Consider the following 14,223-nt stretch of genomic DNA (forward strand, 5'->3'; position numbering starts at 1 on the left):
TAAGGGGGTTGGTAACTGCAAATTTATCAAATACTAAGCCAAATTGTTGTATTTTACAATGAAAAATGAAAATAGCAACCATTCTTTTAAGCTTAAGTTTTACTTTTGCCGCTTCGTGTAAAAATATAAATATGAGTAAATCTATAAATGAAGTGGCTATTCCTTCAGCAAAAAAAATATCAAAAACATTAGAAATTCACAATGATGTTAGAATCGATAATTACTATTGGTTAAATGATCGTGAAAACTCTGAGGTTATAGATTATTTAAATGCCGAGAATAACTATACCAAAGCCTTAATGGCGCATACTGAAGATTTTCAAAAGGATTTATTTGAAGAAATGAAGGGGCGAATTAAGGAAGACGACTCATCATTACCTTATAAATTAAACGGGTATTGGTACATTACACGTTATGAAACCGGAAAAGATTATCCTATTTATTTGCGTAAAAAAGGAAGTTTAGATGCCGAAGAAGAAATTTTATTCGATTGTAATGAAATGGCTAAAGACCAATCTTACTTTAGTTTAGGAGGTATTTCTATTAGTCCGGATAATAAAATGGCAGCGTTTTCTACAGATACAGTTAGTAGAAGGCAATACACTGTTCAAATTAAAAACTTAGAAACAGGCGAGATTTTAGCCGATAAAATTTTGAATACTACCGGAAGCGCAACATGGGCAAACGATAATAAAACATTGTTTTATACCATGAAAGATACTGTAACGTTGCGTTCTCATAAAATCTTCAAGCATAAGTTAGATACCGATTCTAAAGATGATATTGAAGTTTATCACGAAGCAGATGAAACCTTCAATACCTTTGTATATAAAACAAAATCTAAAAAATATATTGTTATTGGTTCGTCTAGTACGTTGTCTTCTGAATATCAAATTTTAAGTGCAGATACTCCAGATGCTGCTTTTAAAATGTTTCAAAAAAGAACAGACGATATGGAGTATAGTATTGCACATTATGATGATGCGTTTTACGTGATTTCTAATTGTGACGATGCTACAAATTTTAAACTTTTAAAAACCAGCGAAACAGCTACTGAGAAAGAAAACTGGAAAGATTTACTACCTCATAGAGAAGCTGTTTTATTAGAAGATATCGAGATTTTTAAAGATTATTTAGTTGTTAATGAACGTGAAAATGGACTTAACAATATTAGAATAATAAGTTGGGATGGTAGCGAAGATTATTACCTGCCTTTTAATTCTGAAACTTACACATCTTACATAGGTAACAATCCTGATTTTGATAGCGATGTGATGCGTTATGGTTTTAATTCGTTAACCAACCCAAGTTCGGTAATGGATTATAATTTTAAAACAAAAACAAGCGAAGTTAAAAAGGAACAAGAGGTTCTAGGAGGGAAATTTAATAAAGAAAATTACGAATCTAAACGTATTTGGGCTACAGCTCGCGATGGTGTAAAAGTGCCAATTTCTTTAGTTTATAAAAAAGGAATTAAGCTAGATGGAACTAATCCATTATTACAGTACGCATATGGTTCTTATGGTTCAACAACAGATCCTTCGTTTTCTACCATTCGATTAAGTTTACTAGATCGTGGTTTTGTTTATGCCATTGCGCATATTCGAGGTGGAGAATATTTAGGACGTAATTGGTACGAAACAGGAAAGCTTTTAACTAAGAAAAACACTTTCACAGATTTTATAGATTGTTCTAAGTTTTTAATTGAAGAAAATTATACTTCAAATAAACATTTATATGCTTACGGTGGTTCGGCTGGTGGTTTGTTAATGGGCGCTATTATTAATATGAATCCGGAATTGTACAACGGTGTTTTGGCTGCTGTACCATTTGTAGATGTGGTTACTACTATGTTAGACGATTCAATTCCTTTAACAACAGGAGAATACGACGAGTGGGGAAATCCAAATAACGAGGAGTATTACCATTACATGAAATCGTATTCACCATATGATAATGTAGAAGCAAAAGACTATCCAAATATGCTCGTTACAACGGGTTTACACGATTCGCAAGTACAATATTGGGAGCCTGCAAAGTGGGTGGCAAAGCTTAGAGAATTGAAAACAGATAGCAATATATTATTGTTACAAACAGATATGGAATCGGGACATGGTGGTGCTTCCGGACGTTTTGAAAGTTTGAAAGAAGTTGCGCTAGAGTACGCGTTTTTACTAGATTTAGAGGGAATTAAGCGCTAATAAAAAAAAATGTCTTATTTTTGTCAAGTTTTAAGAAGCATAGATTTGTTTAAATCGTGCAACTTGTAAATTGAATTTATGAAACACAGAAATCAAGTATTTGATAATGTATTAGAGTTAGTTGGCAATACTCCTTTAGTAAAGCTAAACAGAATTACCTCTAAGTTCGAAGGGGATTTTTACGCTAAAGTAGAATGTTTTAACCCAGGACAATCATCAAAAGATAGAATTGCACTATACATTATTGAAGAAGCCGAAAAGAAAGGTATTTTAAAACCAGGCGATACTATTGTAGAAACCACTTCTGGTAATACAGGTTTCAGTATTGCAATGGTAAGTATCATTAAAGGCTACGAGTGTGTGTTAGCAGTAAGTTCAAAATCTTCTCCGGATAAAATTGATATGTTACGTACCATGGGAGCAAAGGTATATGTGTGCCCAGCTCATGTTAGTGCAGACGATCCAAGATCGTACTATCAAGTTGCAAAACGTATTCACGAAGAATTAAAAGGTTCGGTTTACATCAATCAGTATTTCAATCAATTAAATATTGATGCGCATTATAACTCTACAGGGCCAGAAATTTGGAAACAAACAGAAGGAGAAATAACGCATTTAGTGGCATGTAGCGGTACTGGAGGAACAATTTCTGGAACAGCAAAATATTTAAAAGAACAAAACCCAAATATTAAAGTAATAGGTGTTGATGCTTTTGGTTCGGTGATTAAAAAATACCACGAAACAAGAGAGTTTGACGAAAAAGAAATTTATCCATACCGTATAGAAGGTTTAGGTAAAAACTTAATTCCAGGTGCTACAGATTTTGATGTAATAGATCAATTTGTAAAAGTTACCGATGAGGAAAGTGCACATACCGCTAGAGAAATAGCTAGAACAGAAGGTATGTTTGTAGGTTATACTTCTGGAGCTGCAACCCAAGCTATTAAGCAATTAGGTGAACAAGGTGCCTTTAAAAAGGGAGATAAAATTGTTGTTATCTATCCCGATCATGGTTCTCGTTACATGAGTAAAGTTTACAGTGATAAATGGATGAGCGATCAAGGTTTCTTCGATTCGCAAAACGAAGCTGCTGCGGAAAGCATTCAATACATAAAATAAGAAAGCATAATATTACATTATACAGGTCCATATTTTACTAATTTGTGAAATATGGACTTTTTTTATGCACCAAAAAATCGATATAAAAGTTTTTTTCAACTTTATTGTCCATATTTCGCAAATGCATCGTAAAAAATTATGCTCAATCCATATAAATATTTAATTTTGCACGGACTGACTAAAACCAAAACATTCTTGATTCTTTCATAAACAGCTCGTTTTGTTTGTGTTCCTTAAAAGTTGTTTAATTTGGTTGTAGTTATATCTAAAGTTTAATAGCAATACCATTTATAATAGATGAAGGATTTATTTGAAAAGATTTATAAAGACAAAGGACCACTAGGAAAGTGGGCGTCTCAGGCTGAAGGTTATTTTGTATTCCCAAAATTGGAAGGCGAAATTTCTAATAGAATGAAGTTTCAAGGAAAAGACGTAATCACATGGAGTATTAATGACTACTTAGGTTTAGCCAATCATCCAGAAGTTCGTAAAGTAGATGCAGAAGCAGCTGCACAATATGGTTCTGCATACCCAATGGGAGCAAGAATGATGTCTGGGCATACTGATTTGCACGAACAGCTTCAAAATGAGTTAGCATCTTTCGTAAGTAAAGAAGCGGCTTATTTATTAAACTTTGGATACCAAGGTATGGTATCTACCATTGATGCTTTAGTTTCTAAAAACGATATTATTGTTTATGATGTTGATGCTCACGCTTGTATTATTGATGGTGTGCGTTTACACATGGGAAAACGTTTTACTTACAAACACAACGATGTTGTAAGTTTAGAGAAAAACTTAGAGCGTGCTACCAAAATGGCAGAACAAACAGGTGGAGGAATTTTAGTAATTTCTGAAGGTGTTTTTGGAATGCGTGGTGAGCAAGGGCGTTTAAAAGAAATAGTAGCACTTAAACAAAAATTTAATTTTAGATTATTTGTTGATGATGCTCACGGTTTTGGAACTTTAGGAGCAACAGGAGCTGGTGCAGGAGAAGAGCAAGGCGTGCAAGATGATATTGATGTATATTTTGCAACTTTCGCTAAGTCTTTAGCTAGTACAGGTGCTTTTATAGCGGGTGATAAAGAAATAATTGATTATTTAAAATATAATTTACGTTCTCAAATGTTTGCAAAATCTTTGCAAATGCAATTAGTTGCTGGAGCTCTTAAGCGTTTAGATATGCTTAGAACTATGCCAGAACTTAAAGCTAAACTTTGGGAAAACGTAAACGCATTACAATCTGGATTAAAAGAGCGTGGTTTTGATATTGGTACAACGCAAAGTTGTGTAACACCGGTATACTTAAAAGGATCTATTCCTGAGGCTATGGCTTTAGTAAAAGATTTACGTGAAAATCATGGTATTTTCTGTTCTATAGTTGTGTATCCTGTAATTCCAAAAGGATTAATTTTATTAAGATTAATTCCTACAGCATCACATACCTTAGAAGATGTTTCTGAAACTTTAAATGCATTTGATGTTATTAGAGAGCGTTTAGAAAATGGAACTTACAAACGATTATCTGCTTCTGTTATGGCGGCAATGGGCGAGTAGTAGTTCAATAAAATATAGTATAAAAAAATCCGATTCAATTTTAATTGAATCGGATTTTTTAGTTTTAATAAGAAGCTAAAATTTATAGTAATTTCTTGTACGTTTTTCTTCTTTTGTAAACTACAGGATCAAAATGTTTCCATATTTGATGTATAGCGTGGTTATCTTCTAGCTCTGGAGTTCTAAAGCATGTTTGGATACCTTTTTCTTTAAAAGTCTCGTAATATTCATTGAAAATCACAGCATGCACACCTTTGTTTTGGTAGTCTGGATGAATTCCTATTAAATAGAAAATAACATCTTTACTATTCTTTTTAGCATTCAAAATATGTCTGAAACCAAAAGGAAATAACTTACCATTCATCTTTTTTAAAGCAGTAGTAAATGCAGGCATTACAATAGCAAAACCAACTAATTCATCATTTTTATCTACAACAAATTTGATATATTCTGGATTTACAAAACTTATAAACTTCTTTTTAAAATAAGCTTTTTGAATATCGTTAATTGCCACAAATGAAGATAATGAAGCATAGCTTGCGTTAAATAAATCGAACATTTTGTCAACATAAGGCATCACTTCACTTGTTTTAGTGAATTTTAAGGCTGTTAGTTGGTAGCGTCTTTTTATAAGCTCTTGTGCTTTTTTAAAAAATTCTGGTTTTACATTTTCAAAAGGAAAACGACTTTCAGAATACGATTTTTCAATCTCATAGCCGGCAGCTTCGTAATGTTTTACATAATAAGCGTGGTTGTACCAAGTTACCATAGGAGCAGTACTGTCAAAACCTTCCGTCATTACACCAACCTTATCTAAGTTAGAGAACCCAACAGGACCTTCAGTGTATTCTAGATTTTTGCTTTTTCCTATTTCAGCAACCTTATCAAGTAATATTTTAGAAACTTCTAAATCGTCTATAAAATCGAACCAACCAAAACGCATTTTCTTAATATTTTGGTCTTCTATTTCTAGATTATTAGTAATAGCAGCTATTCGGCCAACAATAGCATTGTTTTTATAGGCTAAAAATAACTGAGCTTCGGCATCTTGAAAAACAGGATTCTCGTTTTTGTTAAAAGTGTTCATCTCCTGACTTATAATAGGAGGTGTCCAGTATTCGCAGTCTTTATAAAGCGTGAAAGGGAATTTTACAAATGCCTTTAAATCTTTTTTATTTTTTACTTCTTTTAGTGTAATCATATACTTGTTATGATAAATTTATCAGATTAATCTTCAAAATCTATAGCGTCTCGTTTTGGTTTTTTTGTACTTTCTTTTGCGTCTTTTTTACTGCCTTTTTTCTTTTTCTTTCCTGAGCGTTTAGAAGTTTCTTCAATGGTATTTCCATTGTCAATTTCTTTGTCTTTATGGAAATCTAATCGGTAAGACATTCCGAAGTTTACGCTAAATACAGATGGCGTATCCTTTGTATTAAAAGTTAAAGCGGTGTCTAACTGAAAATCTTTACCCCATAAATAAGCGCCACCAAATCTAAACAAATTATCGGCGTAATAATCACTTTGAATACCTTGTGTTTCTCCGAAAACAACCCATTGTGGACTGAAAGAATGCGTTAAGGTTAATATGTATGAAAAGTCAGATTGGTCTGTTCCTATGCGGTCTTTTATTAAATTCATTACAAAAACCCAACCTCCAGAAAAATTATTTTGTGTAGCAATCATTACTTTAGGGCTAAAACCTTCTATAGCGTCTGCAGTATATGGATTGTCTGGCGTATCGAAATTTGCACCAGCATAAACTGCTATGGCAGGAATTAACGATTTCCATTTAAAGGTGTGGTTTGCTTTCCAGCTATAAAGATTAGGTTTATCGTCTTCTGCATTTTTATACGGATCGTAAACTAAATATTTAGCTCCAAGAGTTAAATATTTAAAATTAGAACGACGGTCTTTGTTGTCTAAATTTGAAAAATACGATTTGTTGTCACTTTGGTAGTTCCCTTCAAAGTTTAATTCTAATTGTTCCCATAATAATCCGTAGCGTATAGCAAAATCGGCACCAAAGCCTGAAACTTTATAGCCAATAGCTGGTGTGCGTTCTTCTTCAATAATATATGGTCCAACTTCAAATTGTGCCACATTTGTTCCTACAGAAAAGGCGCTTCGGGAAGTACCTGGTCGGTTAGAGTTTATAACATCTGTATATTGGCAAAATGCCTGAGTTGAAAAAAATGTGAGTAGGAGAATTAAAATCGATTTGATAGCTTTCATAGTTGAAATTTTTAACGCATTGTACATACGCGTAGATTTTATAATTTTAAGTACTAATGATTAAGGGTTTTCAAATATAGATATTTTATATATTTTTTATCATTTTTCAATGTTTTTTAAACGTATAGAATTGTATTTTTGTTGTTAGTTTTAATCAAAAGTTTCACTTATGGGTTTATTAAGAACCATATTTATAATTGTTTTAGTCTATTATTTATTTAAAGTGCTTTCTCGAATATTTGCACCGCTCTTAATGAAGTTTGCCGTAAAAAAAGCAGAAGAACGCTTTGGAGGTCAGTTTCAAAAACAACAACAAGAGCCTGTTAATAAAGAAGGAGAAGTGACTATTGATAAAATCCCGAATACCCGAACGTCTAATAAAGATGTTGGCGATTACGTAGATTACGAAGAAGTGGATTAAGGTTTTATCCTTTTTTTATTTCTGCGAAAGCGTAAAATTCTTAAAATTTAAGATAAACTTCGATGCTAAGAAAATAATAACTAATGTTCACATTCATTGTTTTAAACTACTTTCATGCAATTTTCAATTAAAAGTATACTGCCACACATCTTAGTTATTCTAGGATTTGTAATATTATCATTGGCTTATTTTAGCCCAGTTTTACAAGGAAAAGAAATTTATCAAAGCGATATTGTTCAGTTTATTGGCATGAGCAAGCAACAGAAGGATTTTAAAGTTGAAACTGGAGAGGAAACCTATTGGACTAATGGGGCTTTTGCAGGGATGCCAACTTACCAATTGGGAGCGAGATATCCGCATAATTACATTAAAAAAATTGATGCTGTACTGCGTTTTCTACCTCGCCCAGCCGATTATTTGTTTTTATATTTAATGAGTTTTTATGTATTGCTTTTAGTGCTAAAAGTAGATTACAAACTTGCAGCGCTTGGTGCTTTAGCCTTTGGGTTTTCAACGTATTTAATTATAATTTTAGGTGTTGGGCATAATAGTAAGGCACATGCAATAGCATACATGCCTTTGGTGTTAAGCGGTATTATACTCACTTTTAGGCGAAAATATATCGCTGGTTTTTTACTCACAGTTTTGGCTATGGGATTAGAAATTGTATCGAACCACTTCCAAATGACTTACTATTTAATGCTATTGGTGCTTATTTTGGGTATAGCTTATTTAGTAGATGCTTACAAGAAAAACGTATTACCTCATTTCTTTAAATCTGTTGGAATTTTATTCGGAGCTGTAGTTCTTGCTATTGCTTTAAATGCAACGAGCGTAATGGCTACGCAAGAGTATGTAAAGGAAAGTACACGTGGTAAAACAGAACTAACCATTAATGCCGATGGATCTCCAAAAGAGGTTTCAAACGGATTAGATAAAGATTATATCACGCAATTTAGTTATGGTTTTGCCGAAACGTTTAATTTATTTATTCCTCGTTTTATGGGCGGAGGAAATGGAGAGAATGTTGGTAAAGATTCTGCTACATACGAAGCTTACAGAAAATTAGGCGCCACAACAACTCAAGCAGCCGAAGAGGCTAAGCGCGCTCCATTATACTGGGGAGACCAACCTATTGTAGAAGCTCCAGCTTATGTTGGTGCTGTAATTTTGTTCTTGTTTGTATTTGCTTTATTTTTAGTAAAAGGCCGTTTAAAATGGTGGCTTGTTGGCGGAACAGTGTTTTCTTTATTATTGTCTTACGGTAAAAACTTAGGGTTTTTAACTAACTTTTTTATTGATTATGTACCCATGTACAATAAATTTAGAGCCGTAACATCAATACAAGTTTTATTGGAGTTATGTATACCAGTGTTGGGTATTTTTGGTTTGGTACGTTTGTTCAATACTTTTGAAAAAGAAGAAGAAAAGCTAAATGCTTTAAAATATACCACAATAATTACTGGTGGTTTAGCGCTTTTATTTTTAGTAATGAAATCGTCTTTATTTGATTTTGTTGGCGTTAACGATGGTTTTTATCGTCAGAATTACGGACAAGATTTTGTAGATGCCATAAGAGAAGATAGAAAAAGTGTTTTTACAACAGATGCCCTTAGAAGTTTAATTTTAGTACTGCTATCGGCAGGTTTAATTTGGTATTACTTAAAGGGTAAGCTAAAAGAAAACTTACTTGTTATTGGATTTGCTGTGCTGCTATTGTTTGATTTAGTTGGTGTAGATAAGCGCTATGTTAATAGTGACGATTTTGTAGCTTCTATTAAAATGAATAAACCGTTTGAAGCTACGGAGGTTGATAAAGCTATTTTACAAGATAAAAGTTATTATCGTGTTTACGATTTAGTTTCAGGACGATCAAAACCATCATATTTTCATAATTCCTTAAATGGCTATAATGCGGCAGAGTTAAAACGATACCGTGAGGTTTTCGATTTTTATATCTCTCAAAATAACATGAATGTGCTTAATATGTTTAATACCAAATATATTATTGCTCAAGGTGAAAAAGGAGAAACGTTTCCTTATACTAATAGAGAAGCGAATGGTGCGGCTTGGTTTGTTAGCGAACTTAAAATGGTAGATTCTGCTAACGAAGAAATTAAAGCTTTGGATAGTTTAGATAATAAGCATGTTGCTGTTTTTGCTAAAGGAAAAGATGCCATAATTCCAACGGAAACAAAAAAGTTTAATGTTGATTCTGTATCAAGTATAAAAATTGTTGAGCACAAACCAAACTATTTAAAATACGTTTCTAGCAATGCAAATAAAGGTTTTGCAGTGTTTTCTGAAGTGTATTATGGAAACGGTTGGAAAACATTTATAGATGGTGAAGAGACCGAGCATATACGTGTTAATTATACGCTACGTGGTTTAGAAATCCCGGAAGGAAAACATGAAATTGTGTTTAAGTTTGATCCAGATGTTGTGAAAACAGGAAGTACAATAGCACTTGCAAGTTCTGTTTTATTTGGACTTTTACTACTAGGCGGACTTTTCTACGGATTTCAAAAGAAATAGTTTTTTACTTCTACGCAGATCGAATTTTTTTTAATGAAGGCACTAAAAGTACTTATAATAAGTTATTACTGGCCACCAGCAGGAGGTCCAGGCGTGCAGCGTTGGTTAAAATTCGTAAAATATTTACCCGACTTCAATGTTGAACCGATTGTTTATATTCCCGAAAACCCGAATTATCCTTTAGTAGACGAGAGTTTAATTACTGAAGTTTCAAAAGATGTTACCATTATAAAACAGCCTATAAGTGAACCTTATAAGTTGGCTAGCCTGTTTTCAAAGAAATCATCAAGCACTATTAGTAAAGGCATTATTCCTGAACAGAAAACACAAAGTTTTATTGAAAAAGCCATGCTTTATATTCGTGGAAATTTCTTTATTCCCGATGCGCGTAAAAGCTGGGTGAAACCATCGGTAGCTTATCTTTCAAATTATATAGAACAGGAAAATATTTCAACTATTATAACCACTGGGCCTCCGCATAGTTTACATCTTATTGGTTTACATCTTAAAGAAAAATTAGGTGTAAAATGGATTGCAGATTTTAGAGACCCTTGGACTACTATTGGTTACCATAAGCAGTTGAAATTGACGGAAAAATCTAAACAAAAACACAAAGCTTTAGAAAAGCAGGTTTTAAATACTGCCGACGATATTGTTGTTACTAGTTCTGTAACAAAAACGGAATTTGAAGCCATTACCAATAAACCAATTGAGGTTATTACTAACGGTTATGATTATGAATCTGTAGAATCTAAACCACTTGATGCTAAGTTTACAATAGCGCATATTGGTTCGTTATTATCAAAAAGAAATCCTATAATTTTATGGCAAGTACTCTCGGAACTTGTTCAGGAACATGAGGATTTTTCTAAAGATTTTCAATTAAATTTTGTGGGAGCCGTTAGCGAAACTGTTTTGCAATCTATAGAAACCGTAGGTCTTGCTAATCATGTTAATAACGCCGGGTATGTATCTCATAAAGAATCTATTGTCTATCAAAAAAGTTCACAAGTTCTATTGTTAGTCGAGATAGACTCCAAAGAAACTAAATGTATTATTCCAGGAAAACTGTTTGAATATATAGTTTCAAATCGGCCTATTTTGGCTTTGGGGCCTCAAGGTTCCGATGTGGAAAATATTATAAAAGAAACCAATACCGGAAACTACTTTTACTACACAGATTATAAATCGTTAAAATCGACTATCTTGGTGCATTATAAGAGCTATCAAAATAAAAATTTAGAAGTACATGCTATTGGTTTGCAAAAATATAGTAGAAAAAACTTGACTTCTAAACTAGCTTCGGTTTTAAAAAAGCCCTAATAATCTATCATTTTACGCGTTTACTTCGTAGTATAAATAATGAAATCTAATCAAAAATAATGGGCATAGTTGCTTCTCAATCTTTTAAAAATATAATCTCCACGTATTTGGGGTTTTTAATTGGGGCAATAAATACGCTGTTTCTTTACACTAAATTTTTAAGTGATGATTATTACGGTATGGTAGGCTATATGCTTTCTTTAGCCTATGTTATTATGCCGTTAATGGCTTTTGGAGCTCATAATACTTTAGTTAAATTTTATACAACATTCAAAACACGCGAATCACTAAATGGCTTTTTAACGCTCATGTTATTAATGCCAATTGCCGTTATTATTCCCATTGTTTTGCTTACGTATTTTGGTTATGGTTTTATAGGCGATTTATTATCAAATAAAAATCCTATAATTAAACAATACTTATGGCATACGGTGGTTATAGCGATTTCTTTGGCGTATTTCGAGCTGTTTTTTTCTTGGGCAAAAGTGCAAATGCAAACGGTTTTTGGTAACTTTATGAAAGAAGTTTTTCATCGGGTAGGTACTATGCTACTGTTGTTTGCCTTTCATTTTGAATATATAGATTTAGAGCAGTTTATGTCTGGTTTAGCTATAATTTATTTTGTAAGAATGCTGATTATGAAGGTATATGCATTCACATTAAAATTTCCAAAACTAACATTTAAAAAGATTAATGATTTAAGTCGAATTTTAAAATATTCGGGGTTAATAATTATAGCAGGAGCCATCGCAACGTCGCTTTTAGATGTAGATAAAGTAATGCTTGGACATTACATTCCAATTAAAGAAATTGCATATTACAATGTGGCTATATTTATCACAGCTGTTATTGCGGTGCCACAACGTTCCATGCATCAGTTATTAATGCCTATGACGGCTAAGTTTTTAAACGAACATGATTATGATGCTTTGGAAGATTTGTATAAAAAGAGCTCATTAAACTTGTTTATTGTTGGTGGTTTTATCTTTTTATTAATTGTTTTAAATATTAATCAGCTTTATTTAATTATTCCCGAAGAGTTTAATGTTGGGCTTTATGTGGTATTCATGATTAGCGTTGTGAAATTATACGATTCTCTTTTAGGAAGTAACAATGCTATTCTTTTTAATAGTGATTATTACCGAATGGTGCTGGTTTTAGGTGTTGTTTTAGTTATTGTTATGGTAGCTTTTAATATTTTATTTATTCCCATTCTTGGTATCAATGGTGCCGGTTTAGCTACGTTTTTAGCTGTGTTTTTATACAATTCAATTAAGTTATATTTTGTTTACACGAAATTTAAAATCTCACCATTTTCACCAAAAACTTTACAAATAGGTTTGTTTATCGCAGGGTTTGCCGTTCTTTTTTACTTTTGGGACTTTCCATTTCATCCTATTTTAAACATTGCATTAAAGTCTATTTTAATTGCCGTACTCTACGGTTTTATTGTTTTCAAATTCAAATTTTCAGATGATATTTCTAAGTTACTTCAGAAGTATTTGAAGGTTTAATTCAAACTTGATTTTGAGGTTTTATTTGTCTAAATTCGTTGAATAAGATGGTTTAGACTGTCTACCTTATTTTTTTTAGAGTTTTCCAAAATAGCACAAAACATAAATCACTTGAAAATACTTCATACAGCCGATTGGCATTTAGGACATAGATTACACGAACAATCTCAAGTAGCCGAACAAACTTTATTTTTGAGTTGGATTGAAACGTATATCAGTACCGAAAAAATAGACGTCCTCTTAATTTCAGGCGATGTATTTGATACGGGTTCACCTTCCAATCAAAGTTTAGAAATGTACTATAGCTTTTTGGTGAAGTTGAAAGGTACAAGTTGTAAATCCATTATTATTACCGGAGGAAATCACGATTCTGCAGGAACTTTAAATGCACCAAAACACATTCTCGATGCTTTATCGATTAAAGTGGTTGGTAAAGCAACTGAGGAGATAGAAGATGAAGTTTTTGAAATTGATATCGAAGGCGAAAAAGTAGTTGTTGCTGCCGTCCCATACTTGCGTGATGGTGATATTAGAAGAGCTGTTGCCGGAGAATCTTTCGACGAACTTATTGATAAATATAAAACAGCATTAATTAATCATTATCAAGCAACTGCCGAGCAATGTAAGCTAGTAAATACCACCGATGCTCCCGTTATTGCTATGGGGCATTTGTTTGCAACAGGAGGCTCTGTTTCAGATAGCGAACAAAATATTTATGTAGGAACATTGGGCCATATTGGTGCTGAAGATTTCCCTGAGTACTTCGATTATATTGCTTTAGGACATTTGCATCGACCTCAAATAATTGGAGAAAATGATAAAGTACGTTATTCAGGTTCTCCACATATTTTGAGTTTTAGTGAAATAACTTATGATAAAAACATTATTGTATTAACCGTTAAGGACAATAAAGTAAGCACCATCGACGATGTTGTTGTTCCGCGTTTTAGGGAGTTTTATAAGTTGGTAGGCACCATGGCAGAATGTATAGATGCATTTTCTAATTTGGTTTCTAATGAATTCCAATTAACACCATGGGTAGAAATTGTGCTTAATGAAACACATACTATAAATACTGATGATTTAAAAAAAGCTGCAGAAAATTATCCGTTTGAAATATTAAAAACAGCCTTGAAAACACAGCGTAGGCAAAAAGGTATTGAAGAGTTATTAGAAGAAACAAAATCTATAAAAGAGTTATTACCAGCTGAAGTTTTTAAATTGAAATGTAAAGAAATTGGTTTTGATTTAGATAACAGGCCAGAGGTGGAAGATGCTTTTAATGAAATTTTACAATCTGTTAAAAATCAGTAAGCGTAAA

10 protein-coding genes are annotated in these 14,223 nt (G+C 32.7%); 8 read left to right on the forward strand and 2 right to left on the reverse strand.

Going from position 1 to position 14,223, the window contains the following annotated elements; all coding sequences use genetic code 11:
• Nucleotides 1-131: 131 nt before the first annotated feature.
• The 3 genes from V6246_RS00420 to V6246_RS00430 all read left to right on the forward strand — a co-directional run bounded on the left by V6246_RS00420 (nt 132) and on the right by V6246_RS00430 (nt 4,877).
• Nucleotides 132-2,201 carry a S9 family peptidase gene (locus V6246_RS00420; RefSeq protein WP_341558478.1) on the forward strand — a complete coding sequence of 690 codons (2,070 nt, stop codon included), beginning with the start codon at nt 132-134 and terminating at the stop codon, nt 2,199-2,201.
• A gap of 78 nt (nt 2,202-2,279) precedes the next feature.
• The gene (locus V6246_RS00425; RefSeq protein ID WP_159019817.1) at nt 2,280-3,320 is read left to right on the forward strand and encodes a PLP-dependent cysteine synthase family protein; all 1,041 of its coding nucleotides are present in this window, start codon (nt 2,280-2,282) and stop codon (nt 3,318-3,320) included.
• Between the two features lie 297 nt (nt 3,321-3,617).
• Nucleotides 3,618-4,877, forward strand: a complete 1,260-nt coding sequence (locus V6246_RS00430; RefSeq protein ID WP_341558479.1) for an aminotransferase class I/II-fold pyridoxal phosphate-dependent enzyme — start codon at nt 3,618-3,620, stop codon at nt 4,875-4,877.
• An 82-nt stretch (nt 4,878-4,959) separates the two neighbouring features.
• Here the strand turns inward: V6246_RS00430 and V6246_RS00435 are convergent, their stop codons facing one another.
• Nucleotides 4,960-6,078: a GTP cyclohydrolase gene (locus V6246_RS00435; RefSeq protein ID WP_341558480.1), complete on the reverse strand. Its 1,119-nt coding sequence runs from the start codon at nt 6,076-6,078 to the stop codon at nt 4,960-4,962.
• A gap of 26 nt (nt 6,079-6,104) precedes the next feature.
• Nucleotides 6,105-7,109 (reverse strand): transporter, encoded by a 1,005-nt coding sequence (locus tag V6246_RS00440; protein ID WP_341558481.1) that lies wholly within the window; start codon nt 7,107-7,109, stop codon nt 6,105-6,107.
• A 169-nt stretch (nt 7,110-7,278) separates the two neighbouring features.
• Here V6246_RS00440 and V6246_RS00445 point away from each other — a divergent pair, with 169 nt between their 5' ends.
• The 5 genes from V6246_RS00445 (at nt 7,279) to sbcD (ending at nt 14,216) form a co-directional block, all read left to right on the forward strand.
• Complete coding sequence (locus V6246_RS00445; protein WP_042499604.1) at nt 7,279-7,530, forward strand: DUF4834 family protein; 252 nt, start codon at nt 7,279-7,281, stop codon at nt 7,528-7,530.
• Nucleotides 7,531-7,644: 114 nt separating this feature from the next.
• Complete coding sequence (locus V6246_RS00450; protein WP_341558482.1) at nt 7,645-10,065, forward strand: YfhO family protein; 2,421 nt, start codon at nt 7,645-7,647, stop codon at nt 10,063-10,065.
• A 33-nt stretch (nt 10,066-10,098) separates the two neighbouring features.
• Entirely contained in the window at nt 10,099-11,388 is a 1,290-nt protein-coding gene (locus V6246_RS00455) for a glycosyltransferase (protein WP_341558483.1), read from the forward strand.
• Nucleotides 11,389-11,447: 59 nt separating this feature from the next.
• Nucleotides 11,448-12,902 carry an oligosaccharide flippase family protein gene (locus V6246_RS00460; protein WP_341558484.1) on the forward strand — a complete coding sequence of 485 codons (1,455 nt, stop codon included), beginning with the start codon at nt 11,448-11,450 and terminating at the stop codon, nt 12,900-12,902.
• Between the two features lie 111 nt (nt 12,903-13,013).
• The gene (sbcD, locus tag V6246_RS00465) at nt 13,014-14,216 is read left to right on the forward strand and encodes an exonuclease subunit SbcD (protein ID WP_341558485.1); all 1,203 of its coding nucleotides are present in this window, start codon (nt 13,014-13,016) and stop codon (nt 14,214-14,216) included.
• Nucleotides 14,217-14,223 lie beyond the last annotated feature (7 nt).

Source organism: Algibacter sp. TI.3.09 (assembly GCF_038154905.1).
In the GTDB taxonomy this organism is placed as follows: domain Bacteria; phylum Bacteroidota; class Bacteroidia; order Flavobacteriales; family Flavobacteriaceae; genus Algibacter.

Excerpts from the sequence above, each read along its gene's own strand:
- V6246_RS00435 (WP_341558480.1), bottom strand. The coding sequence starts at position 6,078 with ATGATTACACTAAAAGAAGTAAAAAATAAAAAAGATTTAAAGGCATTT.
- V6246_RS00430 (WP_341558479.1), top strand. The coding sequence starts at position 3,618 with ATGAAGGATTTATTTGAAAAGATTTATAAAGACAAAGGACCACTAGGA.
- V6246_RS00450 (WP_341558482.1), top strand. The coding sequence starts at position 7,645 with ATGCAATTTTCAATTAAAAGTATACTGCCACACATCTTAGTTATTCTA.
- V6246_RS00420 (WP_341558478.1), top strand. The coding sequence starts at position 132 with ATGAGTAAATCTATAAATGAAGTGGCTATTCCTTCAGCAAAAAAAATA.
- V6246_RS00445 (WP_042499604.1), top strand. The coding sequence starts at position 7,279 with ATGGGTTTATTAAGAACCATATTTATAATTGTTTTAGTCTATTATTTA.
- V6246_RS00440 (WP_341558481.1), bottom strand. The coding sequence starts at position 7,109 with ATGAAAGCTATCAAATCGATTTTAATTCTCCTACTCACATTTTTTTCA.
- V6246_RS00455 (WP_341558483.1), top strand. The coding sequence starts at position 10,099 with ATGAAGGCACTAAAAGTACTTATAATAAGTTATTACTGGCCACCAGCA.
- V6246_RS00425 (WP_159019817.1), top strand. The coding sequence starts at position 2,280 with ATGAAACACAGAAATCAAGTATTTGATAATGTATTAGAGTTAGTTGGC.
- V6246_RS00460 (WP_341558484.1), top strand. The coding sequence starts at position 11,448 with ATGGGCATAGTTGCTTCTCAATCTTTTAAAAATATAATCTCCACGTAT.